The 25,072-nt window shown below is 63.5% G+C and carries 24 protein-coding genes and 1 tRNA gene; 22 read left to right on the forward strand and 3 right to left on the reverse strand.

What is annotated here, in order from left to right:
- Window positions 1–35: 35 nt before the first annotated feature.
- From EWM63_RS17385 to EWM63_RS17405, 6 genes are all read left to right on the forward strand, one after another.
- Complete coding sequence (locus EWM63_RS17385) at window positions 36–593, forward strand: TRAP transporter small permease (RefSeq protein WP_130187661.1); 558 nt, start codon at window positions 36–38, stop codon at window positions 591–593.
- Entirely contained in the window at window positions 590–1,876 is a 1,287-nt protein-coding gene (locus tag EWM63_RS17390; protein ID WP_130187662.1) for a TRAP transporter large permease, read from the forward strand. The genes EWM63_RS17385 and EWM63_RS17390 overlap by 4 nt, the downstream gene beginning before the upstream one ends.
- A 482-nt stretch (window positions 1,877–2,358) precedes the next feature.
- Window positions 2,359–2,883 carry a methylated-DNA--[protein]-cysteine S-methyltransferase gene (locus tag EWM63_RS17395; protein WP_229487347.1) on the forward strand — a complete coding sequence of 175 codons (525 nt, stop codon included), beginning with the start codon at window positions 2,359–2,361 and terminating at the stop codon, window positions 2,881–2,883.
- Entirely contained in the window at window positions 2,859–3,758 is a 900-nt protein-coding gene (gene xerD / locus EWM63_RS17400) for a site-specific tyrosine recombinase XerD (protein WP_130187663.1), read from the forward strand. The genes EWM63_RS17395 and xerD overlap by 25 nt, the downstream gene beginning before the upstream one ends.
- Window positions 3,759–3,808: 50 nt before the next feature.
- Window positions 3,809–3,985 (forward strand): hypothetical protein, encoded by a 177-nt coding sequence (locus EWM63_RS31835; RefSeq protein WP_165390847.1) that lies wholly within the window; start codon window positions 3,809–3,811, stop codon window positions 3,983–3,985.
- Window positions 3,986–4,154: 169 nt separating this feature from the next.
- Window positions 4,155–6,662, forward strand: a complete 2,508-nt coding sequence (locus EWM63_RS17405) for a sensor domain-containing protein (RefSeq protein WP_130187664.1) — start codon at window positions 4,155–4,157, stop codon at window positions 6,660–6,662.
- A 15-nt stretch (window positions 6,663–6,677) separates the two neighbouring features.
- Here EWM63_RS17405 and EWM63_RS17410 read toward each other — a convergent pair whose 3' ends face one another.
- On the reverse strand, window positions 6,678–7,799 hold the full coding sequence (locus tag EWM63_RS17410) for an endonuclease/exonuclease/phosphatase family protein (protein WP_130187665.1): 1,122 nt from the start codon (window positions 7,797–7,799) through the stop codon (window positions 6,678–6,680).
- A 37-nt stretch (window positions 7,800–7,836) separates the two neighbouring features.
- Between EWM63_RS17410 and ybaK the strand changes: the two genes are divergently transcribed.
- The 7 genes from ybaK to EWM63_RS31840 all read left to right on the forward strand — a co-directional run bounded on the left by ybaK (window position 7,837) and on the right by EWM63_RS31840 (window position 12,727).
- Window positions 7,837–8,328, forward strand: coding sequence for a Cys-tRNA(Pro) deacylase (gene ybaK / locus EWM63_RS17415; protein ID WP_130187666.1), 492 nt, complete (start codon window positions 7,837–7,839; stop codon window positions 8,326–8,328).
- A 98-nt stretch (window positions 8,329–8,426) separates the two neighbouring features.
- Window positions 8,427–9,059 (forward strand): glycerol-3-phosphate 1-O-acyltransferase PlsY, encoded by a 633-nt coding sequence (plsY, locus tag EWM63_RS17420; protein ID WP_130187667.1) that lies wholly within the window; start codon window positions 8,427–8,429, stop codon window positions 9,057–9,059.
- 86 nt (window positions 9,060–9,145) lie between these two features.
- Window positions 9,146–9,841, forward strand: coding sequence for a DsbA family oxidoreductase (locus tag EWM63_RS17425; RefSeq protein ID WP_130187668.1), 696 nt, complete (start codon window positions 9,146–9,148; stop codon window positions 9,839–9,841).
- A 151-nt stretch (window positions 9,842–9,992) separates the two neighbouring features.
- Window positions 9,993–10,283: a DUF427 domain-containing protein gene (locus tag EWM63_RS17430; protein ID WP_130187669.1), complete on the forward strand. Its 291-nt coding sequence runs from the start codon at window positions 9,993–9,995 to the stop codon at window positions 10,281–10,283.
- Window positions 10,284–11,510, forward strand: coding sequence for a metal-dependent hydrolase (locus EWM63_RS17435; RefSeq protein ID WP_130187670.1), 1,227 nt, complete (start codon window positions 10,284–10,286; stop codon window positions 11,508–11,510).
- A 7-nt stretch (window positions 11,511–11,517) separates the two neighbouring features.
- Window positions 11,518–12,408 (forward strand): ion transporter, encoded by an 891-nt coding sequence (locus EWM63_RS17440; RefSeq protein WP_130187671.1) that lies wholly within the window; start codon window positions 11,518–11,520, stop codon window positions 12,406–12,408.
- A 142-nt stretch (window positions 12,409–12,550) separates the two neighbouring features.
- A complete protein-coding gene (locus EWM63_RS31840) occupies window positions 12,551–12,727 on the forward strand; it encodes a hypothetical protein (RefSeq protein ID WP_165390848.1) in 177 nt (58 codons plus the stop codon).
- A gap of 19 nt (window positions 12,728–12,746) precedes the next feature.
- On the opposite strand, the gene tsaD is transcribed toward EWM63_RS31840, so the two are convergent.
- Entirely contained in the window at window positions 12,747–13,790 is a 1,044-nt protein-coding gene (tsaD, locus tag EWM63_RS17445; protein WP_130187672.1) for a tRNA (adenosine(37)-N6)-threonylcarbamoyltransferase complex transferase subunit TsaD, read from the reverse strand.
- Window positions 13,791–14,063: 273 nt separating this feature from the next.
- On the opposite strand from tsaD, the gene nirD reads away from it, so the two are divergent.
- Window positions 14,064–14,474, forward strand: a complete 411-nt coding sequence (nirD, locus tag EWM63_RS17450) for a nitrite reductase small subunit NirD (RefSeq protein ID WP_130187673.1) — start codon at window positions 14,064–14,066, stop codon at window positions 14,472–14,474.
- Between the two features lie 6 nt (window positions 14,475–14,480).
- On the opposite strand, the gene EWM63_RS17455 is transcribed toward nirD, so the two are convergent.
- Window positions 14,481–15,545: a 3-deoxy-7-phosphoheptulonate synthase gene (locus EWM63_RS17455; protein WP_130187674.1), complete on the reverse strand. Its 1,065-nt coding sequence runs from the start codon at window positions 15,543–15,545 to the stop codon at window positions 14,481–14,483.
- Window positions 15,546–15,630: 85 nt separating this feature from the next.
- Here EWM63_RS17455 and ybiB point away from each other — a divergent pair, with 85 nt between their 5' ends.
- The 8 genes from ybiB to EWM63_RS17495 all read left to right on the forward strand — a co-directional run bounded on the left by ybiB (window position 15,631) and on the right by EWM63_RS17495 (window position 24,601).
- Window positions 15,631–16,641, forward strand: a complete 1,011-nt coding sequence (ybiB, locus tag EWM63_RS17460; RefSeq protein WP_130187675.1) for a DNA-binding protein YbiB — start codon at window positions 15,631–15,633, stop codon at window positions 16,639–16,641.
- Window positions 16,642–16,799: 158 nt separating this feature from the next.
- Complete coding sequence (locus EWM63_RS17465) at window positions 16,800–18,008, forward strand: BaiN/RdsA family NAD(P)/FAD-dependent oxidoreductase (RefSeq protein WP_130187676.1); 1,209 nt, start codon at window positions 16,800–16,802, stop codon at window positions 18,006–18,008.
- A 147-nt stretch (window positions 18,009–18,155) separates the two neighbouring features.
- On the forward strand, window positions 18,156–18,368 hold the full coding sequence (gene rpsU, locus EWM63_RS17470) for a 30S ribosomal protein S21 (protein WP_005665410.1): 213 nt from the start codon (window positions 18,156–18,158) through the stop codon (window positions 18,366–18,368).
- 144 nt (window positions 18,369–18,512) lie between these two features.
- Window positions 18,513–18,962, forward strand: coding sequence for a GatB/YqeY domain-containing protein (locus tag EWM63_RS17475; protein WP_130187677.1), 450 nt, complete (start codon window positions 18,513–18,515; stop codon window positions 18,960–18,962).
- 107 nt (window positions 18,963–19,069) lie between these two features.
- Window positions 19,070–20,866: a DNA primase gene (gene dnaG / locus EWM63_RS17480; protein WP_130187678.1), complete on the forward strand. Its 1,797-nt coding sequence runs from the start codon at window positions 19,070–19,072 to the stop codon at window positions 20,864–20,866.
- Window positions 20,867–21,448: 582 nt separating this feature from the next.
- On the forward strand, window positions 21,449–23,722 hold the full coding sequence (gene rpoD / locus EWM63_RS17485; protein WP_130187679.1) for an RNA polymerase sigma factor RpoD: 2,274 nt from the start codon (window positions 21,449–21,451) through the stop codon (window positions 23,720–23,722).
- Window positions 23,723–23,872: 150 nt separating this feature from the next.
- Window positions 23,873–23,951 (forward strand) — tRNA-Ile (locus EWM63_RS17490).
- A gap of 401 nt (window positions 23,952–24,352) precedes the next feature.
- Complete coding sequence (locus EWM63_RS17495; RefSeq protein WP_130187680.1) at window positions 24,353–24,601, forward strand: hypothetical protein; 249 nt, start codon at window positions 24,353–24,355, stop codon at window positions 24,599–24,601.
- Window positions 24,602–25,072 lie beyond the last annotated feature (471 nt).

A 25,072-nucleotide genomic window follows, 5' to 3' on the forward strand; every position in this document is an offset into this window, starting at 1 on the left:
GTACCGGCCGCCCGGCCGGCTCCCGAAAGTCACCCATGAAATTCCTGGACCACCTGGAAGAGTGGCTCATTGCGTCCCTGATGGGCGCGGCCACCTTCATCATCTTCGTGGCGGTGGTGCACCGCTACCTCTCCGGCTTGCCGATTCCCTGGCTGCAGGACGAACTCATCCAGATCAACACGAGCTGGGCGCAGGAGCTGTGCATCTACATGTTCGTGTGGATGGCCAAGTTCGGCGCGGCGTACGGCGTGCGCACCGGCATCCACGTCGGTATCGACGTCGTCATCAACCGCCTGTCCGCGCCGTGGCGCAACAAGTTCATCGTGTTCGGCCTGCTGGCCGGTGCGCTGTTTACCGGCATCGTCGGCGCACTGGGCGCGTCGTTCGTGTGGGACATCGGCCACACCGACCAGACGTCGCCCGATCTCGAGGTGCCGATGTGGCTCGTCTACCTGGCGGTGCCGGCCGGTTCCTGGCTGATGTGCTTCCGCTTCCTGCAGGTGATGGTGCATTTCGTGCGCACGGGCGACTTGCCGAAACACGACCATGCCCATGTCGAAGGCCTCGATGACGAACTGGGAGCCAAGGCATGAACGCGCTGATCATCTTCACGCTGTTGCTGGTATTGATGCTGACAGGCATGCCCATCTCGATCTCGCTGGGCCTGACAGTGCTGACGTTCCTCTTCACGATGACGGAAGTACCGATCGAGGCGGTGGCGCTGAAACTGTTCACCGGTATCGAAAAGTTCGAGATCATGGCGATCCCGTTCTTCATCCTGGCCGGCAATTTCCTCACGCATGGCGGTGTGGCGCGGCGCATGATCAACTTCGCCACGTCGATGGTCGGGCACTGGCACGGCGGGCTGGCGCTGGCCGGCGTGCTGGCATGCGCGCTGTTCGCGGCCGTGTCCGGCTCCAGCCCGGCCACCGTGGTGGCGATCGGTTCGATCATCCTGCCGGCGATGGTGAAGCAGGGCTTCCCGAAGCGCTTCGGTGCCGGCGTGATCACCACCTCGGGCGCGCTGGGCATCCTCATCCCGCCATCGATCGTGATGGTGATGTATTCGGTCACGACGAACACATCGGTGGGTGCGCTGTTCATGGCCGGCGTGGTGCCGGGCATCATGCTGGCCTTCCTGCTGGGGCTGACGACGTGGGTGCTGGCCAGGAAGCGCGGCTATCCGCGCATGCGCAAGGCGACGTGGGGCGAGCGGCTGGCGGCGTTTCGCAAGAGTGCATGGGGGCTGCTGCTGATCCTGATCGTCATGGGCGGCATCTACACGGGCCTCTTTACCCCAACCGAAGCGGCGGCGATGGCGGCCGTGTACGCATTCATCATCGCCGTGTTCGTCTACAAGGATCTGAAACTGCGCCAGGTCGGCAAGGTGCTGCTCGACTCGGCGTCGATGTCGGCGATGCTGCTGTACATCATCACGAATGCCGTGCTGTTCTCGTTCCTGATGACGAGCGAAAACATTCCACAGGAAATGGCGGCCTGGCTGACGGCACAGGGATTGGGGCCGGTGGCGTTCCTGCTAGTGGTCAACCTGATCCTGCTGGCGGCGGGCAACTTCATGGAACCGTCGTCGATCGTGCTGATCATGGCGCCAATCCTGTTCCCGGTCGCGGTGGCGCTGGGTATCAATCCGATCCATTTCGGCATCCTGATCGTGGTCAACATGGAAGTGGGAATGTGCCATCCGCCGGTGGGGTTGAACCTGTACGTGGCCTCCGGCATCACGAAGATGGGCATTTCGGAGCTGACCGTGGCCGTCATGCCATGGCTGCTCACCATGCTGGCTTTCCTGATGCTGGTGACATTCGTGCCAGAAATTTCGCTATGGCTGCCACGGCTGGTCTATGGGCAAGTGTGACCTGCCTACCAAACTTCCGGAAACATTGCCATAGTTAATTTATGTTCAAACCAAATATTTTCTTGCCACAAAAAAACAGGAGAAATGCGCGTTTGGATCAGTTATGATCGCTCCTGTTTGGTGCAGCACATAACGATATGCACCAAGGTAGCAAGGAATACGTGAGTTAGTGGGGAGTGGTAATAAAAACAGCATGCCGGAGACGGCGATAAATCGAGGAGACACGCGGTTCACAGTATGTTGTTGGCATCACTGCTGAAGGCGGCCAAAAGCCAGCCGCGGCGGGACCAAACAACCGGAATCGCGCCAAAGCAATACTTAAAACGCACCGGCTGGTGCGTTTTTTTTCGCCCGTGCAATCCAGGTCGCCGGAACGCGGCAGCGTGCCGCAACACAGTGCATGGGCGCTGCCACCAGCACCGCATCTGGTCCTGGTGGCCTGGTTCGTGTAGCATGTTTGCCACAGTAGTCAGGAGTTAATTGTGACGCAAATACAACAAGCTGGCGAGCTGTTCGCTGCGATCGTTTCCACGCCCTTCGGGGCGCTCGGCATCCGCACCGGCGGCGCCATCGTCAGCGAACTGGTTTACCTGCCGGCCAGCTTTGCCGCGAAGGCGCCGACCGATGGCCTGGCCGAGCGCGTCGCACGGCAGGTGGAGCGTTATTGCCTGGACCCCGATTTCACGTTCGACCTGCCGCTGGCGCAGGTGGGCAGTCCGTTCCAGCGCAAGGTGTGGGAAGCGATCCAGGCGATTCCGCGCGGCGAGGTGCGCACGTATGGCGAGATCGCCCGGTTCGTCGGCTCGATGCCGCGCGCGGTGGGCCAGGCATGCGGTGCCAATTATTTTCCCCTGGTGATTCCCTGCCACCGCGTGACGGGCGCGCAGGGCCTGGGCGGCTTTGCCGGCAGCGACGATCGCAACGGCTTTACACTGGACGTCAAGCGCTGGCTGCTGGCACACGAAGGGCATCGCGAGTACGCATGGCAGCAAACGACCCTGCTCTGATCGACGAGTTCTGCGACACGCTGTGGCTGGAAGACGGCCTGTCGAAAAACACGCTGGCGGCCTATCGGCGCGACTTGAAGCTGTTTTCGGCCTGGCTGGCGCAGACGCGCCCGGGCACCGGCTTGCTGGCCGCGCATGCCGGCGACATCGCCGGGTATTTCGCGGCCCGGCACGACGACACCAAGGCCAGCTCGTCCAACCGGCGCCTGTCCGTGTTCAAGCGGTTCTACCAGCAGGCGCTGCGGCGACAGCGCATTGCCGAGGATCCCTGTTTGAAACTGGCATCGGCAAAGCAGCCGGCGCGGTTCGTCCATACCCTGTCGGAAAGTCACGTGGAAGCGCTGCTCGCGGCGCCCGACGTGCGCGAGCCGCTGGGCATCCGCGACCGCACGATGCTGGAACTGATGTACGCGAGCGGGCTGCGCGTCTCGGAACTGGTGGCGCTGAAGGTCACTGAACTTGGTTTGAATGAAGGCGTGGTGCGGGTGACCGGCAAGGGGGCGAAGATGCGCCTGGTGCCGTTCGGCGAGGCGGCGCGGCACTGGATCGAACGTTACCTGCGTGAAGCGCGCGGCGTCATCCTGAACGGCCAGCAGGATGATGCCCTGTTCGTGACCGCCCGTGGCGGGCCGATGACGCGGCAAATGTTCTGGGTGGTCGTCAAGAAATGCGCACGCAAGGCGGACATCACCGCACCGCTGTCGCCTCACACGCTGCGCCATGCGTTTGCCACGCATCTGCTGAACCATGGCGCCGACTTGCGGGTCGTGCAACTGCTGCTGGGCCATGCCGATATCTCGACCACACAGATCTATACCCATGTGGCGCGTGAACGGTTGAAACAGCTGCATGCGTTACATCATCCGCGGGGATGAGAAATCTGCGATGCTGATGTTGTCGCATAATGTGGGTAATGGAGGTAGTCATGGCAAAAACGAATTTTCAGTACGAGAAGCGCCAACGCGAGTTGGAAAAGAAGCGCAAGGCCGACGAAAAAGCCCGGCGCAAGGAAGAAGCAAAGAGCCGCCCGGCCGGCGAGCAGGATCCTGACACAGGTGACGAGGCCGCCGAGGATGACACGACGGCGGCCAGGCAGGAATGACCACGGCGGCCTGGCGCCGCGCTGAACCGGACCCTGCCGCCGCTGCGGCACGCATTTGCCGGCAGCGGATCAGTATTCTTCGTTTCATTTGAGAAACAATCGTGCTGCTCACGCAGCCATTCTTGAGCCAGCGCAAGCGACTGCTGAGCAGGGCGGCAAGAATGGTACGATGACTCCGCACGATCATCTCCCCCATTCCACACCCGAATTCACACAGGTTCCGGTGGCGTATTCCCACCCGAACCCGGCGCCGAATCCCGCATTGGCCGCGCTCGACCTGATCGCGCGCATCGTTGCCGCGCTCGAGCTGACGCCACTGGTGGCGGTGTGCAGCATCGACCGGGCAGGCCGCATCCGCTTCTGCAACCAGGCATGTGCCGACTTGTCCGGCCTTGCGCTGGATGCCGTACTCGGCCAGCCGTTGAAGGCGCTGTTTTCACGCGGTGACCGCGAGGCGGAACACGATGCGCTGGTGGACGAAGCATGGCGCACCGGCCGGCCTTCGCCGATCGGCGACTGGCACGTGCGCACACCCGGCGGCCGTGAGCTGTGGCTGTATTCCACGCTGGTGCCCGTGTACCATGAAGGCGAACTGACGCAGGTGTTCTGCATGGATGTCGACGTCACCTCGCGCAAGGTGGATGCCGATGCGCTGGTCACGGCCGGTGTCAACTTCCGCCAGCTGTTCCAGAAGTCGGACGATGCGATCCTATTGGTGCGCAACGGCCTGATCGAGGAAGCGAATCCTGCCGCCATGCAACTGTTCAAGTGCCCCGGACCGGCCGTGTTCGTGGGCCGCCGGCTGGCTGATTTTTCGCCGGTGCAGCAGCCGGGGGGCGCGCTGTCGGAGGCTGCCGCGCTCCGGCACGAGGAGCGGGCGCACCAGCAAGGCAATTGCCGCTATGACTGGCGCTACCTCGATTGCAGTGGCACCCCGTTCTGGGCCGAAGTGCTGATGACGTCCGTCACGCTGAACCATGAACACCTGTTTTACGTGCTGGTGCGCGACATTTCAGTGCGCAAGAGCGCCGAGCGCACGCTGTACCTGGCGGCCCAGGTGTTCGAGAACAGCCGCGATGCGATCGTGCTGACGGACCACGAGCGCCATATCATCTCGATCAACCGCGCCTACTCGGAAATCACCGGGTACAGCAGCGACGACATGCTGGGCAAGCCGCTGTCGGTCTACCGGTCCGGCATCGAGGATGAAGCGTTTTTCCGGAAGGTATGGCACCAGATCGACACCACCGATCACTGGCAAGGGGAAATCTGGTCGCGCCGCAAGAGTGGCGAGCTGTTTCCCGCCTTGCTGGCGCTGACGGCGATCCGCGATGGCCACGACCAGATCAGCAACTACATGGCGATCGTTTCCGACATCACCGAGCGCAAGCGTTCGGAAGAGCAGACGCGCCACCTGGCCGAGCACGATTTCCTGACCGACTTGCCGAACCGCGTGCTGCTGCTGGACCGCCTGTCGCTGGCCCTGTCCACCGCGCGCCGCAAGGGCAGCATGCTGGCGATCCTGTTCCTGGACCTCGACCGTTTCAAGCAGATCAACGACACGCTGGGCCACCAGGTCGGCGACCAGCTGCTGAAGGAAGTGGCCGCGCGGCTCCTCAAGTGCGTGCGCAAGGTCGATACCGTCAGCCGCCAGGGGGGCGACGAGTTCGTCATCATCCTGGCCGACATTGGCGGCATCGACCATGCGGCGCACGTGGCGGGCACGATCCGGCAGGCGATCTGCCAGCCCTATGCGATCGGCGAGCACGCACTGCACGTGTCCACGTCGATCGGCGTCTCCATCTATCCCAGCGATGGCGACGATATCGACACGCTGGTCAAGAACGCCGATATCGCCATGTACCACGCCAAGCAGGGCGGCCGTAACAACTTCCAGTTCTTCAGCACCGAGATGAACGAGCGCATCGTGGAACGCGCGTCGGTCGAGCAGGGCCTGCGCCGTGCCTTGGCCGAAGGGCAATTCGCGCTGGTATTCGAGCCGGAACTGGACATCGCCACCGGCGCCCTGGTGGCGGCGGAGGCCTTGATCCGGTGGCGCCACCCCGAGCTGGGCCTGTTGCTGCCCGAACGCTTCATCGGCGTGGCGGAAGAGGCGGGCCTGATGGTCCCGATCGGCAACTGGGTGCTGCGCGAAGCATGCCGCCAGGCGCGCCGATGGCATGACGGCGGGCACACGATGGCGGTGGCCGTCAACCTGTCACTGGCGCAGTTCGTGCAGCGCGACCTGGTCGACAACGTGCGCGCCGCGCTCGATGACGCGGGGCTCGAACCGCACTGGCTCGAGCTGGAACTGACCGAAGCGATCATCATGAAAGGCGGTGGCACCACCGCGACCACGCTGGAAAGCTTGCGCGCCCTCGGCGTGCGGCTGTCGCTGGACGACTTCGGCACCGGCTGGTCGCAGCTGGGGCAACTGAAGGATTACCCGATCGACAAGCTGAAGATCGCCCAGGCCTTCATGCTTGGCGGCGCGGATGAAACCGCGATCCGCACCATCATCGCGATGGCGCGCAGCATGCGGATGACGGTGATCGCGGAAGGCGTGGAAACGCCGGGGCAGCTGGCGTTGCTGCGCCGCGAAGGCTGCGACCTGTACCAGGGGCTGCAGGCGGAAGCGGCGATGCGGGATGGCGGGCTGGATGGGGTGCTGCAGTAAGTCTGCAAAACCGGCTCAGAACAGGCGCATGCGCACCAGCACCTGGCCGTGGTCCGATGCCTCGGGCCGTTCCAGCCGCAGGTGGTCATTGAAATAGCTGACGTCGACCACCTCGCCGATCGCGCGCGGCGAGTTCCGGTTGAACTCTTCCGACACGAGCACGTGATCGATCGTCGAATAGTGCCCTTCGTGGATGCTGGTATAGCCCACGTGGCGCAGGTGATCCTGGCGCAGCTGGATCTGGTTGCTGTCGTACAGCCGGCCGCGGCGCTCTTCGGCCTGCACGCCGTGGCCGCCCTGGCCATCCGTGCCGCGACTGCCGCCATCGCCTGCCATGGCGCGCGTGCTGTCATTACCCGCCAGTCCGCGGGTATCTGCCTTTCCCGCCAGGTCGCGGGAATCTACCTTTCCCGCCAGGTCGCGGGAATCTACCTTTCCCGCCAGGTTGCGGGTGCCGCCCGTTCCCAGCACGATCGTCGTGGTGACGGCGTCGGCGGTATCGTTGAAGTCGCCGAGCACCACGCAGGGCCGGCGCCCTTCGCGCATCATCTTCGACAGCAGCACGCGCAGCGCCACCGCCTCGGTGCCGCGCCACACCAGCGAGCGCAGGCTGGCCATGGCGTAATGCAGCGGGTCTTCGCCACTGTCGCCGTTGCGGTAGTCGGGGCGGCGCGATTTCAGGTGCACCACCACCACATCCACGATGCGCTCGCCGGGCAGCACCACCTGCACATGCAACGGCGCGCGGGCGAAACGGTCCGATTCGGGGCTGCCGGAATCGCAGGGCACGTCGGCAGGAAAGCTGGCGTGCACGCTGGGCGGGGCGGCAAACGGCAGGCGCGACACGATGGCCACGTTCGGCGTCAGCCGCTGCGCATTCGGGTCGGGGTCGAAGCCGGCGTGCAGCGCGTCGCGGTACCTGCGCGTGCGCGAGAGCACGTCGCGCAACGCGGCCTGGGAAAAGATTTCCTGGAAACCGATCACATCGGCATCGAGCTGATCGAGCTGTTGTGCGATCCAGTTCGCCTTGGCCTCGTACGCATCGAGAGTGAGGGGCTCGAGGTTGTCGTACAATTTCACGCCGGGCGGGGCGAGGTTGCAGACGTTGAAGGTGGCAAAGCGAATTTCTTCCTGCATAATGAGAAACTCCTTTTCACAACGATCGTAACACGGCATGGCCAAGAAAGAGCATATATCAGAGACCCCGGCGACCGCGCTGCTCAAGCAGCACAAGGTGCCGTTCAGCGAGCATCCGTACGGGTACGAGGAACATGGCGGCACATCCGTCTCGTCGCGCGAACTCGGTGTCGACGAGCACCATGTGGTCAAGACACTGGTGATGCAGGACGAAGCCGCCAAACCATTGATTGTGCTGATGCACGGAGATCGCAAGGTCTCCACGAAAAATTTGGCGCGCAATATCGGCTGCAAATCGGTCGAGCCGTGCAAGCCCGAGGTGGCGCAGCGCCATTCCGGCTACATGGTGGGCGGCACATCGCCATTCGGCACGAAAAAGGCGATGCCGGTGTACGTGGAAGAATCGATCCTTGCGCTGGAAACCATTTATATCAATGGCGGCCGGCGCGGCTTCCTCGTGGGTATCGCACCACGCGTGCTGACCGAGGTGCTGGGGGCCAGGCCGGTCACCTGCGCACTGGCCGACTGATATTCACCATGCGGCATCGGCTTGCGGTATAGTCGCCGCCCGCTGGCACGCCGGCTCCACCAACCACACACAGACAAACCATAGGATTTCTCGGGGAAATGACTACCATCCTGCTGGCAATTGCCGCCTACCTGATCGGCTCGATCTCATTTGCTGTCGTCGTGAGCAAGGTCTACGGCCTGTCCGACCCGCGCACCTATGGTTCCGGTAACCCCGGCGCCACCAACGTGCTGCGCAGTGGAAACAAGGGCGCCGCGATCTGGACGCTGGTCGGCGATGCCTTCAAGGGCTGGCTCGCGGTCTGGCTGACGATCCGTTTTGCCGCCCAGCTCGGCGTCGGTGACGGGGCCATCGCCGTGGTGGCGCTGGCCGTGTTCATCGGCCACCTGTGGCCCGTGTTCTTCCGCTTCGAGGGCGGCAAGGGCGTTGCAACGGCCGCCGGCGTGCTGCTGGCGCTGGATATCTGGCTCGGCCTGGCCACGCTGGCCACGTGGCTGATCGTGGCCTACGCGTTCCGCTATTCGTCGCTGGCGGCGCTCATCGCCTCGGTCTTCGCCCCGTTCTACTATGGCCTGCTGTTTGGCGTGGAGCCGCAGCTGTTCGCCGTGCTGGTGATGTGCGGCCTGCTGGTGTGGCGCCATGCGAAGAACATCGGCAACCTCATGGCCGGCAAGGAAAGCAGGATCGGCAGCAAGAGCAAAGGCGCCGCCGCCGCGGCCAAGAAGAAGTAATCCAGAAGTAACTTGCAAATCCGGCAGCGGCCCTCATCATGCGACGATCGGCCGCCGCCGGCGGCCCCCGCACCAGAAAGGCCGCCATGTCCACCTCCTCCGCCACGCCCCCTGCCGCGACGCCCGCATCGGCTCACGCATCGACCCCACTGCGCATCGATTTCGTCTCCGACGTATCCTGCCCCTGGTGCGCCATCGGGCTGAAATCGCTGGAAACGGCGCTTGCCCGCATTCCCGAAGCCGCCGTCGAGTTCCACGTCCAGCCCTTCGAACTGAACCCGAATATGGCGAAGGAAGGGCAGGACATCACCGAACACATCGCCGAAAAATACGGCAGCACGCCGGAGCAGCAGGAACAGTCGCGCGAGATGATCCGCCAGCGCGGCGCGGCGGTCGGCTTCACGTTCGCGATGGACAAGCGCAGCCGCATCTACAACACGTTCGACGCCCACCGCCTGCTGCACTGGGCCGAGGAAGCGGGCCGCCAGAAGGAACTGAAGCACGCGCTGTTCGACGCCTATTTCACGAACGGCGAAGACCCGAGCTCGCACGACGTGCTGCTGCGCGCCGCCGAGCGGGTGGGACTGGACCGCGAGGCGGCCCGGCAGGTGCTGGAGTCGGACCAGTTCGCCGACGAAGTACGCATGCTGGAGCAGTACTGGCAGCAGGCCGGCGTGCGCTCGGTGCCGGCCATCGTCATCAACCAGCGTCATCTGATTTCCGGCGGCCAGCCGCCCGAGGTGTTCGAGGGCGCGCTGCGGCAGATCCTGGAAGGCAAATAAGCCATCCACCAATGGCCGTTGCAGTGACCACGCACCGGCTTTTGCGCTACACTGCGCGGCACCAAACGGTGGCGGCTTCCCGTGCGCAATGGGGGAAGCGGCTGCACGACAACCGCCGTATCATCGCTAGTCAGCTACCAGGAGAACAGCCATGCCCAAAGCCATCTGGAACGGCGCCGTCATCGCCGAGGCAAGCGCCGACGAGGTGGAAATCGTCGAGCAGAACGTGTATTTCCCGGCCGAGCGCGTGAAGCGCGAATACCTGAAGGACAGCAGCCACACCACGCTGTGCCCATGGAAAGGCGTTGCCAGCTATTACGACGTGGAAGTAAACGGGCAACTGAACCGCAACGCGGCGTGGTTCTACCCGGCCGCCAAGGATGCGGCCAAGGCCATCGAGGGCCGCATCGCATTCTGGCATGGAGTCGAGGTCAGCCGCTGAGTGGACAACGTCACCCACACCTTCGTCGGCCTCGGCATCGGCGAGCTGGTGCAGCGCTCGCTGCCGGCCGAGCCCGATGAGGCGCACCAGCGCACGCGCCACCGGCTGCTGCTGACAGCCTGCGCGGCGGCCAGCAATTTCCCCGACCTGGACCTGGTGCTGACCGACCTGCTGCCGGCGCCGCTGGGCTACCTGCTCCATCATCGCGGTCACACGCATACGCTGCTGTATGCATTGCCGCAGGCGCTGCTGCTGCTTGCCGCGCTGTGGCTGCTGTGGCCGAATGCCCGCAGCCTGCTGAAAGGCAGCGGCCATGCGCGGCGGGGCCTGGGGCTGGCCATCGTGCTCGGCTTCCTGCTGCACATGTCGATGGACTTCCTGAATTCCTACGGCATCCACCCGCTCGCGCCATTCGATCCGCGCTGGTTCTATGGCGACCTGGTGTTCATTGTCGAACCCGTGTTCTGGGTGGCGTTCGGCGTGCCGCTGGCGCTGGCGATTCCACGGCGCCCCCTGCGCTGGCTGGCGCTGGGCGCACTGGCGGCGTTCCTGGCCTTCGTCACGTGGCGCGGCTACCTGGATATCGTCTCGCTGGCCGGCCTGCTGGCGGTCGGCGGTGTCATCGCGGCGCTGCGCATCACGCGCATGCAGAGCCGGCGCGCACTGGCGCTGTCTGCGCTGGTGAGCGTGGCGTTCATCGCCGTGCAGGGCGGTGCCTCGTCGGCGGGGCGCGCCCGGATCGAAGCGGCGCTCCAGGGGATCGACCCGGCGTCGCGCGTGCTGGACGTGGCGATGACGGCGTTCCCGGCGCAGCCGCTGTGCTGGTCGTTCGTCGCCATCGAGGAAAATGCGGGGCAGGGCACTTACCGGCTGCGGCGCGGCTTGCTGAACCTGGCCCCCGGCGTGCTGGCACAATGTCCGGCCGCCTTTGCCGATCCGGCCGCTCCCGCCACCGCGGTGGCCGGCGTGCACCTCGCTTCCGAATGGCAGGGCAGCCTGGCCACGCTGCGCGCGCTGGCAAAGAACGATTGCCATGTAAACGCCTGGCTGCGCTTTGCCCGCATGCCGGCGGTGGATGCCGAGGTCGCCAGCGACCTGCGCTTTTCGGCCACGCCGCGCGGCAATTTCACCACGCTGGACGTGGCCGAGGCTGGCCGTGCGCCATGCGGCAACGTGCCGCGCTGGGGCTACCCGCGCGCCGATCTGCTGGGCCCTGCACTACACTAAGCGACCCATGAACGTTCGCCCAACCAAGGCACCTGCGCCGCCCGAGCAGTCGACCGATCCAAACCAGCATTTCGGCAAGCCCGAAGGCGGCTGGCGCGAAGAGCTGTATGAGATCATCTTCGAGTCGCACACCCGCAAGGGCCAGATCTTCGACCTGGTGCTGATCGGTGCGATCGTGCTGTCGGTGGTCACCGTGGTGCTGACGTCGATCGCGCCGGTAGCGAAGGAATATGGCCACTGGCTCTTCGTTTCCGAATGGGTGTTCACGTTGCTGTTCACGGTCGAATACATCGGCCGCCTGTTGTGCGTGAAGCGGCCGGACCGCTACGCCCGCAGCTTTTTCGGCGTGATCGACCTGATGTCGGTGGTGCCCAGCTATGTCTCGCTGTTCTTCCCCGGCTCGCACGTCTTGCTGGATGTGCGGATCCTGCGGTTGCTGCGCATTTTCCGCATCCTCAAGCTCACGCTGTATATCCAGGAATACAGCATGCTGGGCGACGCGCTGCTGGCCAGCCGGCGCAAGATCCTCATCTTCCTTTCCGTGGTGTTCCTGATCGTCTTCCTTCTTGGCACGGTGATGTACGTGGTGGAAGGGCCGCGGCACGGCTTTACCAGCATTCCCACGGCCGTCTACTGGGCTATCTCGACCGTGACGACGGTCGGCTTCGGCGACCTGGTACCCAAGACCGACATTGGCCGTGCCATCGCCTCGTTCATGATGTTGCTTGGCTGGGGCATCCTGGCCGTGCCGACCGGGATCATCAGTTCGGAGCTTTCGCACCAGCGCGGGGTGCGCGCCACCACGGGACGGGTTTGTACGCGCTGTTTTGCATCCGGCCACGAGGATGCGGCCCACTTCTGCAAGAACTGTGGCGAGGGGCTGCCGCAAGAAACCTGAGGGAAGCACCAGGCGGGACGGTGAAATTGCCCAGCTCGCCCGGCAATTGTCATACAAGCCACGGTCGTTGCAAATTCGTGGCCATGGCACGCCAATTGCTGCTACATTGTCTCGTATAGACAAATCCAATCAGGAGCGCACCATGAACGAATCGGTTTCCACCTCCAAGCCGGCGCCACGCGAACGCGACAACACCAAGGCAATGTTGCGCGCCGACCGCATGCAAGACTTGCACAAGAAACATGTCAAGACCGGTGCCGTGGCGGCCGGCGGCTTGCTGGCGCTGGTTGGCCTGGCCGCCGTGCTTCTGGGCGCCTGAGCGCAGCGCCCGCTTACCGTCAGATGACTTTCAGTTCGTCCAGCGGCCAGCGTGGGCGCACATTGAACGCATAGTCACGGCGGGCCGCATCGGGATTGATCGACAGGCGCATGGCACCGGCAAACGCAATCATCGCGCCGTTATCGGTGCAGAACTCCAGCTCGGGGTAGTACACACGGAAGCGCTTGTGGTTTGGGCCTTTCGCTGCCGCCGCGTTCAACGCGGCGCGCAGCTGGCTGTTCGCGCCCACGCCGCCAGCAATGACGAGTCGCTTCAGGCCCGTCTGCTTTAGTGCCGCGACACATTTCGCCACCAGCACGTCGACGATCGCATCGACGAAGCCGCGCGCGATGTTGGCTTTGTCCTGTTCGCACACATTGGCCACGCCGCTTTTCTTGACGACCGTGAGCACGGCCGTTTTCAAGCCGGAAAAGCTGAAGTTCAAATCCTTCGAGTGCAGCATGGGCCGCGGCAGCTTGTAGGCGGTGGGGTCGCCGAACTCGGCCAGGCGCGAGATCGCCGGCCCGCCCGGGTAGCCCAGGCCCAGCAGCTTGGCCGACTTGTCGAAGGCTTCGCCTGCCGCATCGTCCAGCGTTTCGCCCAGCAATGCATACTGGCCCACGCCATCCACGCGCATCAGCTGCGTGTGACCGCCCGAAACGAGCAGTGCCACGAACGGAAACTCCGGCGGGTCCGATGCCAGCAGGGGCGACAGCAGGTGCCCCTCCAGGTGATGCACGCCCAGCACCGGTTTATCCAGCGCGAGGCCCAGGCTGCACGCGATCGACGAACCGACCAGCAGCGCACCCGCGAGCCCGGGGCCCTGGGTATAGGCGATGGCATCGATATCGGCCGCCGCGATGCCAGCCCCGTCCAGCGTTTGCTGCAACAGGGGGATCGCCCGGCGGATATGGTCGCGCGACGCCAGCTCCGGCACCACACCGCCATATTCCTCGTGCATCGCCACCTGCGAGTGCAAGGCATGCGAGAGCAGGCCACGGCCGGTGTCATACAGGGCCAGGCCGGTTTCGTCACAGGAGGATTCAACGCCGAGAACGATCATGGTAAGAGCTAAAAGTGAGGGCTGAAAATGCGGGGCAATCCGCCATTGTAATGGAAAGCACCGGCCGTTTCAGCCGGGGCGACATGAAGGATGGGCCTGTCCCAGCGCCAGGCACGGGCACATCGAGGATGCGCCGCACTGCCACCGCACGAGGCACGGCCGCACCGAGGCAGTGCGGTCGCGTGCCGGGGTGGGGCGCTTTACCGCCGTGGCGATGGCATCGCTCTTGCTACTACTCTGGCATTGCGGCCAGGAGCCGTGGAAGGAGAAGCAATGCCCGAACACTGGAAAATGGTTTGCAAGGTCAAGGATATTGCGCCGGGCGGCGCGCACCACGTGCCGCGCGGCCTGGCGTGGCAGGAGTTGCCCGGCGTGGCCGTGTTCCGCACGGTCGACGACCGCATCTATGCGCTGCTGGACAGCTGCCCGCACAAGGGCGCCCTGCTGTCGCAAGGCATGGTGATGGGGGAGCATGTGGCGTGCCCGCAGCACCAGTGGAATATCGCGCTGGAAACGGGCTGCGCCGTGTCGCCCGAGCAAGGCTGCACGCGGCGCTACAGTGTGAAGGTGGAGGATGGCAAGATTTACCTGGACCTGCTGGAACTGAACGCGCCGGCCAGCCGTGCCGAGGCGGCGCTGGCCGGTACCTACGGCGTGGCGCCCCTCGCCGGCACGTTCATCTAGCGACGGTCAGGCTTGCGGGCGGCGGCGCAGTTCCGCATCCGCCTGCTTGAGCATCTGCACCGTGGTATCCCAGTCGATGCAGGCATCGGTCACCGAACAGCCATAGACCAGTTCCGACAGGTCGGTTGGAATCTTCTGGTTGCCGGCGCAGATGTTCGACTCGATCATCACGCCCACCAGCGACCGGTTGCCGTGCACGATCTGGTTGGTCACGTCCGTCATCACCAGCGGCTGCAGTTCCGGCTTCTTGTAGCTGTTCGCATGCGAGCAGTCGACCACGATATTGGTGGGCAGCTTGGCCTTGGCCAGTGCCTGCTCGGCAATGGTGACCGATACGGAATCGTAGTTCGGCCGGCCATCGCCGCCGCGCAGCACCACGTGGCCATAGGCGTTGCCGCGCGTGCGCACGACGGAGACGTTGCCCTCGCCATTAATGCCCAGGAACGCGTGCGGGTTGGCGGCGGACAGGATCGCGTTGATCGCGATGCCGATGTCGCCGTCGGTACCGTTCTTGAAGCCGACCGGCGTCGACAGGCCGGACGACATTTCGCGGTGCGTCTGCGATTCGGTGGTGCGAGCGCCGATTGCGGTCCATGCGATCAGGTCGCCCAGGTATTGCGGCGAGATGGGGTCGAGCGCCTCGGTGGCGGTCGGCAAGCCCAGCTCGCACACATCCAGCAGGAACTGGCGTGCCTTTTCCATGCCGATATCCACGCGGAACGAATCGTCCATGAACGGATCGTTGATGTAGCCCTTCCAGCCGGTGGTCGTGCGCGGCTTCTCGAAGTACACGCGCATCACCAGCAGCATCGTCTCCTTCACCTCTTCCTGCAGCGCCTTCAGGCGGCGTGCATAGTCCAGCCCGGCCACCGGATCGTGGATCGAGCACGGCCCCACCACCACGAACAGGCGCTTGTCCTTGCGGTCGAGGATATTGCGCAAGTCTTCGCGGCCTTTGGTGACGGTAGCGAAGGCCTTTTCCGTCAGGGGCAGTTTCGCGTGCAGTTCGGCCGGCGTGGGCATGGACGCGAACGAGGTAACATTGATGTTTTCGAGGTCGAGGGCAATCATGGCTTCATCTCTTCAAGGCTCTGTCTGCTTCAGGTTTTCTTATGGGTAGTCGATTAGTGTAGCCGAAATGCGGTAAGCTGTTTCCATGAGTATCGAAAACACATCTTCTTCCACCTTGCCATCCGCTTTGGCCCCCGCATCGGCACCTTTCATCGCCGCGCCGTTCATCAAGGAAATCGGCCGCGGTGTCAAAGGCGCGCGCAGCATGAGCCGCACCGACGCCTTCATGCTGTATACCGCCATGCTGGACGGCCGTGTGTCCGATCTGGAGCTGGGCGGCATCCTGCTGGCGATGCGCATCAAGGGCGAATCCGTCGATGAGCTGGCCGGCTTCCTCGATGCGGCCGAAGCGTCGTTCACGCCGCTGCGGGCACCCGCCGGCCCGTATGCTCCCGTCCTGATCCCCACCTACAACGGCGCCCGCAAGATGGCGAACCTGACAGCGCTGCTGGCGCTGCTGCTGGCGCGCGAAGGCGTGCCGGTGCTGGTGCACGGCGTGCCGCACGACGTGGGCCGCATTGCCACCGCCGAGGTGCTGGCCGAGCTGGGCATCGCCGCCGCCGCCACGGTGGCGGAGGCGGAGCGTGCACTGGCCGATGGCCACGTCAGCTTCATCACGATCGATGCGCTGGCGCCAAGGCTGGCCCGTCAGCTGGAACTGCGGCGCATCCTCGGCGTGCGCAATTCCACCCACACGATCGTCAAGATCCTGCAACCGTTCGCCGGCCCGGCCCTGCGGCTGGTGTCGTACACCCATCCGGAATACCTGGAAACGCTGGGCGAATACTTCACCACGGCCGCCCCCCATGCCCGCGGCGACGCCTTCCTGATGCGCGGCACCGAAGGCGAGACCGTTGCGAATGCCACCAAGGCCCAGAAGATCGACTGGTTCCACGATGGCGAACGCACCGTGCTGGTCGAGCGGCAGATGATCGCCGAAGTCGAGCCCGTGCTACCGGAAGACAAGAGCGCGGCCGCCACCGCGGCCTGGATCCAGTCCGTGCTGCGCGGCGACACGCCCGTGCCGGACCCGATCGCCCAGCAGGTCGCCCACATCGTCACCGTCGCCCGCGAGTTGCGCACCCGCCACGGCTGAGTTCGTGTCCACCTTGGGGTCAACCCTGAAACCGGACACGAGCTCTACCATCAACTGAAGCTGAGGCCGTGTCCGAAAATGGGGTTGACCCCACGGTGGACACGAGCCGGACAGTAATGATTCGCGTAGAATGCCCGGTTTGATTGCGGGTGGATGTGATGGCGGAACAGTTTGACGTGGTAGTGATCGGCGCGGGCGCGGCCGGAATGATGTGCGCAGCGGCGGCGGGGCAGCGCGGCAAGCGCGTCGTGCTGGTCGACCATGCGGAAAAGCTGGCCGAGAAGATCCGTATTTCCGGTGGCGGTCGTTGCAATTTCACCAATATCAACGCCGGGCCGGCCAATTTTCTTTCCGAAAACCCGCATTTCGCCAAGAGCGCGCTGTCGCGCTACACGCCGCAGGATTTCCTCGCGCTGGTGAAGAAATACCGCATCGCGCACCACGAAAAGCACAGAGGCCAGCTGTTCTGCGATGATTCCGCCGAGCAGATCATCGACATGCTGAAAGCCGAGTGCAATAGCGGCAATGTGCGCTGGCGCATGCCGGCCACCGTGCAAGGCGTGGCGCGGGAAGGCGAGCGCTTCCTCGTCCAGACCAGTGCCGGCCTTATCAACGCGGCATCCGTCGTGATCGCCACCGGCGGCCTGTCGATCCCGAAGATCGGCGCCACCGATTTCGGCTACCGGATCGCCCGGCAGTTCGACCTGGCGATCGTCGAGCCCCGCCCGGCACTCGTGCCGCTGACGTTCGATGCCCAGCAATGGCAACCGTTCGTGCCGCTGGCCGGCGTGTCGCTGGAAGTCGATGTCGAAACCGGCACGCTGAAGGGCCGCAAGGCCACGGGCGCGCGGTTCCGCGAAGACCTGCTGTTCACGCACCGCGGCCTGTCCGGCCCGGCCATCCTGCAGATTTCCAGCTTCTGGCAACCGGGCACGCCGATCACGATCAACCTGCTGCCGGAACTCGATGTGGCCGCCACGCTGATCGAAGGGAAGGGCACCATCAAGAAACACCTGGGTAACGTGCTGGCGCAATGGCTGCCGGCGCGCCTGGCCGATGGCTTGCTGCAGGCGCACGGCTTCAATGCCGATGCGCGCCTGGCCGACTTGCCGGATGCCCAGTTGCGCCGCCTCGGCCAGGCCATCAACGCCTGGACCATCACGCCCAACGGTTCCGAAGGCTACCGCAAGGCCGAGGTCACGCGCGGCGGCGTCGATACGAAAGAGCTGTCGCAGCAAACGATGATGGCCAACAAGGTGCCCGGCCTGTATTTCATCGGCGAATCCGTCGACGTGACGGGGTGGCTGGGAGGCTACAACTTCCAGTGGGCCTGGGCCTCGGGGATGGCCGCCGGTTTATCGGTCTGATATGATGCTGGACCCGGTAACGCTGTAGCGGCGCGGGTTCTGATGAGTTCGGATATTAGCGGGTAGGCACGAAGCCTCTTGTTCATCTGGACAAATGGTGCTAACATCGCTGTCTTCCTAAAAACCCTCTAACGGTTTGAATTTTACATGACCACTATCCGCCTTAAAGAAAACGAGCCGTTCGAAGTTGCCATGCGCCGCTTCAAGCGCACCATTGAAAAAACCGGTCTGCTGACCGAACTGCGCGCACGCGAGTTCTACGAAAAGCCGACCGCTGAGCGCAAGCGCAAGCTGGCCGCTGCCGTGAAGCGTCACTACAAGCGCATCCGCAGCCAGCAACTGCCGAAGAAGCTGTACTAATTCTCGGATTCGCAGACCGGGCCGTCGACGGCGCTTTTCGCCTCCGGTCCGCTCGCGTGTCGCGATCGCCCGCTCCGGCATTGTCCGCAGCGGGTTTTCGTTTTTACCGAACCGATTTTTACCGAATACTAGCCTGAGGACCCCATGAGCCTGAAAGCCCAGATCACCGATGACATGAAAGCCGCAATGCGCGCCAAGGAAGCCGGCAAGCTGGCCACGATCCGCCTGATCCTGGCCGACATCAAGCGCAAGGAAGTCGATGAACAGATCGAGCTGAACGATACCCAGGTGCTGGCCGTCGTTGAAAAGATGATCAAGCAGCGCAAGGATTCGATCACGCAATTCGAGGCGGGCGGCCGTGCCGACCTGGCCGATATTGAAAAAGCCGAATTGGTCGTGCTGGCCGCCTACATGCCCGCCGGCCTGTCGGACGCCGAGATCGCCGCCGAAGTGAAAGCGGCCGTGGCCGAATCCGGCGCCGCGGGCCCGCAGGACATGGGCAAGGTCATGGCCATCCTGAAGCCGAAGCTGGCCGGCCGTGCCGACATGACCGCCGTCTCCGGCCTCGTCAAGAAAGCGTTGACGGGCGCCTGATCCCGTTGGGGGTATTCACGTTTGCGCCCGGGCTGGCTCAATGTCCAGCCCGGCGCGCGACGGTATAGCCTGATCTGCAACAATATGGAAGAACCGCGGTTGCCACAGTGATTCCACAATCCTTCATTTCCGACCTGCTAAACCGCGTCGACATCGTTGACGTGGTCGGGCGCTACGTCCAGCTGAAAAAAGGCGGCGCCAATTTCCAGGGCCTGTGCCCGTTCCACAACGAGAAGTCCCCCAGCTTTACCGTCAGCCCCACCAAGCAGTTCTATCACTGCTTCGGTTGCCAGGCGCATGGCACGGCGATCGGCTTCCTGATCGAGTATTCCGGCATGGGCTTCGTCGATGCCGTGAAGGACCTGGCGCAAAGCGTGGGCATGATTGTGCCCGAGGCGGATGACAAGATCCCGCCCGCCCAGCGTGCCCAGATGCAGGCGCAAAGCCTGGCGCTGTCCGAGGCGATGACGCTGGCCGCCGATTTCTACAAGGCCCAGTTGCGCACGGCGCCGGCCGCCATCGCCTACTTGAAGGGGCGCGGCCTGACGGGCGAAATCGCGGCCCGCTTTGCGCTCGGTTACGCGCCCGAAGGCTGGGACAACCTTCGCGCCGTGTTTCCCCAATACGATGCACCCGTGCTGGCCGAAGCCGGCCTCGTCATCGACAAGGTCGACGACGAAGGCCGCCACATCAAGCGCTACGACCGGTTCCGCGAGCGCGTGATGTTCCCGATCCGCAATACCAAAGGGCAGGTGATCGCCTTTGGTGGGCGCATCATGGAACAGGGTGAGCCAAAGTACTTGAATTCTCCGGAAACGCCTTTATTTTCAAAGGGTTCGGAATTGTATGGCTTGTTCGAGGCGCGCCAGGCGATCCGCGATGCGGGCTATGTGCTGGTAACCGAGGGCTATATGGACGTCGTGGCGCTGGCCCAGATGGGTTTCCCGCAGGCGGTGGCCACGCTGGGTACCGCGTGCACGACGGTTCATGTGCAAAAGCTGTTGCGTCAAACCGACAACGTGGTCTTCAGTTTCGATGGCGACCGTGCTGGCCGCAAGGCGGCGCGGCGCGCGCTGGAAGCCTGCCTGCCGTACGCGGCCGACGAAAAGACGATCAAGTTCCTGTTCCTGCCGTCGGAACACGATCCGGACAGTTATATCCGCGAGTTCGGCGCCGAAGGGTTCGAGCAGCAGGTGCAGGAAGCCATGCCGCTGTCGCAATTCCTGTTGCGCGAGGCGGCAGGCGAGCATGACCTGGGTGAACCGGAAGGCCGTGCCCGCGTGCAGTTCGACGCAAAGCCGATGTTGCAGGCCATGGCGCCCTCGGCATTGCGCCTGCAGATCGTGCGCGGCCTGGCGTCGATGACGCAGAGCACGCCGGGCGAGATCGAAGCGCTGTTCGAGCTGTCGAAGCCGGTGGCCGCAAGCCGCCGCGCACCGCCGAAGAGCAAGCGGCAGGAGCCAGTGGGGCTGGAGCTGAAGATCATTCGCGCCATCGTCACGCACCCGTCCCTCGCGCTGCAACTGGACGAGTCGGCACTGGAAGCATTCCGCCAGTTCGGGCCGGAACAGTGCGAACACCTGGCGCACCTGGTGGTGACAGCGCAGTCGCTGGGCGAAAACGCCACGTTTGCCGGGCTGGCCCAGCAGTTGAAGGAAGAGGGTGAGGAATACGACGCGATCATCGGGGAAATTGCCGCCGCGCCGGAACCTGAAATCGACGCGGAGCGCCTGTGGCTGCGCGCCACGGTACGCCAGTTGAAGCAGGATGTCTTGAAGGCGGAGTTGAACCAGCTGTTTTCCGCCGGTTTGCCCGCAGAGGAATTGAGCGTGCGATATCGGGAACTGACGGCACGGCAGGAAATGTTATCCCGCGAAGAGCAGTCCGAGTTCGCCGCCCGGTAATCGGAAAAACAGCGCGATATAATTTTCAGATCGTTTTCAGATCGCTTTCAGATCGCGTTTGCAAGCCGCGCAAGCGGGCCGGACACGCGGCGCCAAGGTCGCGCGTCTGGCAATCAAAATATGGCGTGCTATAATAAAACGCTAAGTATTTCAATACCTTGGCAAGGTTCTTCAGTTCAGAATTTGTGTTTGTTTTCAGTAAGTTGGGCTCATAACCGGCATGAAATGCCGCATTCGGATCATGAATGCGGCCGTGTGTCGGAGGCCGGGTCCGGACTTGGTTGAGACGGCGCGAGTTTCTTGTCGCCGAGCAGGCAGAACAGTCTGCACCCTCACACCATTCGTGCCCCTAGCCCCCGCGCGCAGTCATACAGTAGAATTTCTGCAAACATAGCCGTTCGTTAACATCGAGCGGTTGCCGGCAGCGTCAGGACTGTCGCCGGGAATGAGCAAGGAAAGTTTTGTAGCAGTGCCGGATGGAGGAGTCCCGCAGTCTGTTCATCGCAGTTCATGCAGGGGATTCCAGGGATTACGGCATCATCCTAACCCGTAAAGCAAGTCGTTGTGACATCGAAAGCGCCTGTGCCAGCAAAGAAACCTGAAACCAACGCGGCTGCAAAGCCCAGCAAAGTGACCGCCAAGGCAGCCAAGACGGCCGACAAGTCCGAGATCAGCACGGAAGCCGGTGCGGATCCGCGCACGGCTGCGGCCCCCCCGGCGGTGAGCCAGACCACGGACGCGGCAACCCTCGCGGCGATCGACACGTCCGGCTATGTGCTCCCGTCCGTGAAGGTGCCGGGCCGGCGTGGCCGCAAGCCGAAGGAATTCCAGCCCGAGAACGAGGAGGTCGCCGCGCTGAACGCCGTCGAGCGCGCCGAACTGAAGGCCGTGGACAAGGCGAAGGCCAAGGACCGCAAGGCCAAGGAAAAGGCGTTGCTCAAGGATGCGTTCTCGTCGGATACGGAAGCCACCGAGGAAGAACTCGAGCGCCGCCGCCAGAAGCTGAAAACACTGATCAAGTTCGGCAAGGAGCGTGGCTTCCTCACGTATGCCGAGATCAACGACCACCTGCCGGACAATATCGTCGACCCGGAAGCGATCGAAGGCATCATCGGCACGTTCAACGACATGGGCATTGCCGTGTACGAACACGCGCCCGATGCGGAAACGCTGCTGCTGTCCGATAACGTTGCCACGGTCACGAGCGACGACGAGGCGGAAGCCGCGGCCGAGGCCGCGCTGTCCACCGTCGACTCCGACTTCGGCCGCACGACCGACCCGGTGCGCATGTACATGCGCGAAATGGGTTCCGTCGAGCTGCTCACGCGCGAAGGCGAGATCGAGATCGCGAAACGCATCGAGGATGGCCTGAAGGACATGATCCAGGCCATCTCCGCCTGCCCGGTCACGATCGCCGAAATCATCGCCACGTCCGACCGCATCCGCCACGACGAGATCAAGATCGACGAGATCGTCGATGGCCTCGTCGATGAAAACGAGGATGCGCCGGCGCCGGCGACACCGCCAGCCGCGGCGTCCGACGAGGATGACGACGAAGAGGAAGAGGAAGAAGAGGAAGCCGAGGAAGAGGAAGAGGGTGGCGCCGCCAGTGCGGCGGCGGGCTACTCGGCCGAACAGCTCGAGAACCTGAAGAACAATGCCCTGGCCAAGTTCGACGAGATCGCCAACCAGTTCGACAAGATGCGCAAGGCCTTCGAGAAGGAAGGCTACAGCTCGAAGTCCTACGTGAGAGCGCAGGACGCGATCTCGAACGAACTGCTGGGCATCCGCTTCACGGCCAAGGTCGTGGAAAAGCTGTGCGACACGCTGCGCGGCCAGGTCGATGAAGTGCGCCATATCGAGAAGCAGATCCTCGACGTGGCCGTGAACAAGTGCGGCATGCCGCGTGCCCACTTCATCAAGGTCTTCCCCGGCAACGAAACGAACCTGGAGTGGGTCGACGGCGAAGTGGCCGCCGGCCATGCGTACAGCGCGATCCTGGGCCGCAACATCCCCACGATCAAGGAACTGCAGCAACGCCTGATCGATCTACAGGCCCGCGTCGTGCTGCCCCTGCCGGACCTGCGCAACATCAACCGCCAGATGGCGGCCGGTGAAATGAAGGCGCGCAAGGCCAAGCGCGAAATGACGGAAGCGAACTTGCGTCTCGTGATCTCGATCGCGAAGAAGTACACGAACCGCGGCCTGCAATTCCTGGATCTGATCCAGGAAGGCAACATCGGCCTGATGAAGGCCGTGGACAAGTTCGAGTACCGCCGCGGCTACAAGTTCTCCACGTATGCCACGTGGTGGATCCGCCAGGCCATCACGCGCTCGATCGCCGACCAGGCTCGCACGATCCGCATCCCCGTGCACATGATCGAAACGATCAACAAGATGAACCGGATCAGCCGCCAGATCCTGCAGGAAACCGGTGCCGAGCCCGATCCGGCCACGCTGGCGATCAAGATGGAAATGCCGGAAGACAAGATCCGCAAGATCATGAAGATCGCCAAGGAACCGATTTCGATGGAAACGCCGATCGGCGACGACGACGATTCCCACCTGGGCGACTTCATCGAGGACAACAACACCCTCGCGCCATCGGATGCGGCCCTGCACGCTTCCATGCGCGGCGTGGTGAAGGATGTGCTCGATTCGCTGACCCCGCGCGAAGCCAAAGTGTTGCGCATGCGCTTCGGTATCGAAATGTCGACCGACCATACACTCGAAGAAGTGGGCAAGCAGTTCGACGTGACCCGCGAGCGCATCCGGCAGATCGAAGCCAAGGCGCTGCGCAAGCTGCGGCACCCGTCTCGGTCCGACAAGCTGAAGAGCTTCCTGGAAGGGAATTGAGCAGTTTAAGTCTTGACGGGAGCCGGTGCAGGCCCTATTCTGCCGTGTTCGTTTCGTAGTGTTTTGCGCAACGAACCCGTGCCAGGGCAGGGTGTATCGGCTCCAGCACATCCGCATCACGCATTCGCATGATGCATACGCACTACCTCAGGGCCTCTAGCTCATGCTTGGTTAGAGCAGCGGACTCATAATCCGTTGGTGCCGTGTTCGACTCACGGGAGGCCTACCAATCAGCTTCAGGGATCAAGCCTTTGCGGGAATGCATTGGGTCTTTGTTCGGATGCCCCACGAAATCCTGCTTGTCGCCTCTGATTCGTCCATCAGGCCAAGCGGCTTTGATAGCCTCGAGCAAAGCATGCGCCCTGCCGCGCCGCGGTTTACCACCGCGTGCCAGCGCCGACAGTCCCGTCGAGAAGAAATCTGGCGCCATGCGGCAAATAGAGTACACTGAATGAGCGGCTGCTATCCCCCGCCGTGTTCCGCGCCACACAGTTCCCGCCGCCCAGGTCATTGAGCATTGTCCACTGGCCATCTCCGCTTGCTGTGTCCTATCGAATTCGCCCAAACCGGGCAGTCTCCCCGAATTGCTGCACCCGCAGCCGGGCAACCTCACGCCAGCAGGAATCCAGCATGCCCACGCAATCCTATCGGGGCCACGTCATCGACGTGGCTTGCCAGTCCCTTGGCGAACGAATCACTTACCTCATCAGCATTACCGTCGGCGCGACCGGCGAGCTGCGCCACCGCGATGACTCGCTGGCCACCTGTTTCAACAGCGACAGCGAAGCCCTGGACAGGGCATTTACGGATGCCCGTTCCTGGATCGAACGCTCCCCATTGCGCTGGCCCTTTCCAGTCCGCGCGGGAACGGCTCAATGACCCGGGACACGACCGGGCAGGCACTCCCTGATCCGGTCGAAGGCGCGCGGAGTAGAACATGACGAAAACCGTGTTTGCCGCGCTGGTGTTTGCCGTGACAGCGGCGTGGTTTCTTTGGCCGCACAATGCCACGGCAGGGAACCCTCGCGTTTCGCCGGCTACGGCCACCGAGGCAGCGCCCGCCGGTCGCTAGCGAACCAGCATCGGTCCACCACTCGCGCCTGCGCTACGAGGCATATTGGCAGCGTCGGCGCCTGCTCGTCGGACATACCGGAAAGAGATATTGGCATCGCAATCCAGACGGTGGCGCCGCAAATAGTCCAGCCTGAACCGGTCGAGCGCATCGGTGGTGACGACAAGGACCTCCTTTTCATCATGTTCCCGGCCTGCTGCGAATGGGCTCCTTGACCATACCAACCTGCTCCCCACTGTGCCTGACAGCTCGCCTCTTGCATCGCGCAAGACGGCGTC

Origin of the sequence: Pseudoduganella lutea (genome assembly GCF_004209755.1) — a bacterium.
In the GTDB taxonomy this organism is placed as follows: Bacteria; Pseudomonadota; Gammaproteobacteria; order Burkholderiales; family Burkholderiaceae_D; genus Rugamonas; species Rugamonas lutea.

What these genes read in the sequence shown, in the direction of transcription:
- EWM63_RS17465 (WP_130187676.1), top strand. Translation starts at nt 16,800, where the DNA reads ATGGCGGAACAGTTTGACGTGGTAGTGATCGGCGCGGGCGCGGCCGGA.
- EWM63_RS17390 (WP_130187662.1), top strand. Translation starts at nt 590, where the DNA reads ATGAACGCGCTGATCATCTTCACGCTGTTGCTGGTATTGATGCTGACA.
- EWM63_RS17385 (WP_130187661.1), top strand. Translation starts at nt 36, where the DNA reads ATGAAATTCCTGGACCACCTGGAAGAGTGGCTCATTGCGTCCCTGATG.
- xerD (WP_130187663.1), top strand. Translation starts at nt 2,859, where the DNA reads ATGGCAGCAAACGACCCTGCTCTGATCGACGAGTTCTGCGACACGCTG.
- EWM63_RS31840 (WP_165390848.1), top strand. Translation starts at nt 12,551, where the DNA reads ATGAACGAATCGGTTTCCACCTCCAAGCCGGCGCCACGCGAACGCGAC.
- EWM63_RS17410 (WP_130187665.1), bottom strand. Translation starts at nt 7,799, where the DNA reads ATGCAGGAAGAAATTCGCTTTGCCACCTTCAACGTCTGCAACCTCGCC.
- EWM63_RS17425 (WP_130187668.1), top strand. Translation starts at nt 9,146, where the DNA reads ATGTCCACCTCCTCCGCCACGCCCCCTGCCGCGACGCCCGCATCGGCT.
- ybaK (WP_130187666.1), top strand. Translation starts at nt 7,837, where the DNA reads ATGGCCAAGAAAGAGCATATATCAGAGACCCCGGCGACCGCGCTGCTC.
- EWM63_RS17405 (WP_130187664.1), top strand. Translation starts at nt 4,155, where the DNA reads ATGACTCCGCACGATCATCTCCCCCATTCCACACCCGAATTCACACAG.
- EWM63_RS17430 (WP_130187669.1), top strand. Translation starts at nt 9,993, where the DNA reads ATGCCCAAAGCCATCTGGAACGGCGCCGTCATCGCCGAGGCAAGCGCC.
- ybiB (WP_130187675.1), top strand. Translation starts at nt 15,631, where the DNA reads ATGAGTATCGAAAACACATCTTCTTCCACCTTGCCATCCGCTTTGGCC.
- EWM63_RS17440 (WP_130187671.1), top strand. Translation starts at nt 11,518, where the DNA reads ATGAACGTTCGCCCAACCAAGGCACCTGCGCCGCCCGAGCAGTCGACC.
- plsY (WP_130187667.1), top strand. Translation starts at nt 8,427, where the DNA reads ATGACTACCATCCTGCTGGCAATTGCCGCCTACCTGATCGGCTCGATC.
- rpsU (WP_005665410.1), top strand. Translation starts at nt 18,156, where the DNA reads ATGACCACTATCCGCCTTAAAGAAAACGAGCCGTTCGAAGTTGCCATG.
- EWM63_RS17495 (WP_130187680.1), top strand. Translation starts at nt 24,353, where the DNA reads ATGCCCACGCAATCCTATCGGGGCCACGTCATCGACGTGGCTTGCCAG.
- EWM63_RS31835 (WP_165390847.1), top strand. Translation starts at nt 3,809, where the DNA reads ATGGCAAAAACGAATTTTCAGTACGAGAAGCGCCAACGCGAGTTGGAA.
- tsaD (WP_130187672.1), bottom strand. Translation starts at nt 13,790, where the DNA reads ATGATCGTTCTCGGCGTTGAATCCTCCTGTGACGAAACCGGCCTGGCC.
- EWM63_RS17475 (WP_130187677.1), top strand. Translation starts at nt 18,513, where the DNA reads ATGAGCCTGAAAGCCCAGATCACCGATGACATGAAAGCCGCAATGCGC.
- nirD (WP_130187673.1), top strand. Translation starts at nt 14,064, where the DNA reads ATGCCCGAACACTGGAAAATGGTTTGCAAGGTCAAGGATATTGCGCCG.
- EWM63_RS17455 (WP_130187674.1), bottom strand. Translation starts at nt 15,545, where the DNA reads ATGATTGCCCTCGACCTCGAAAACATCAATGTTACCTCGTTCGCGTCC.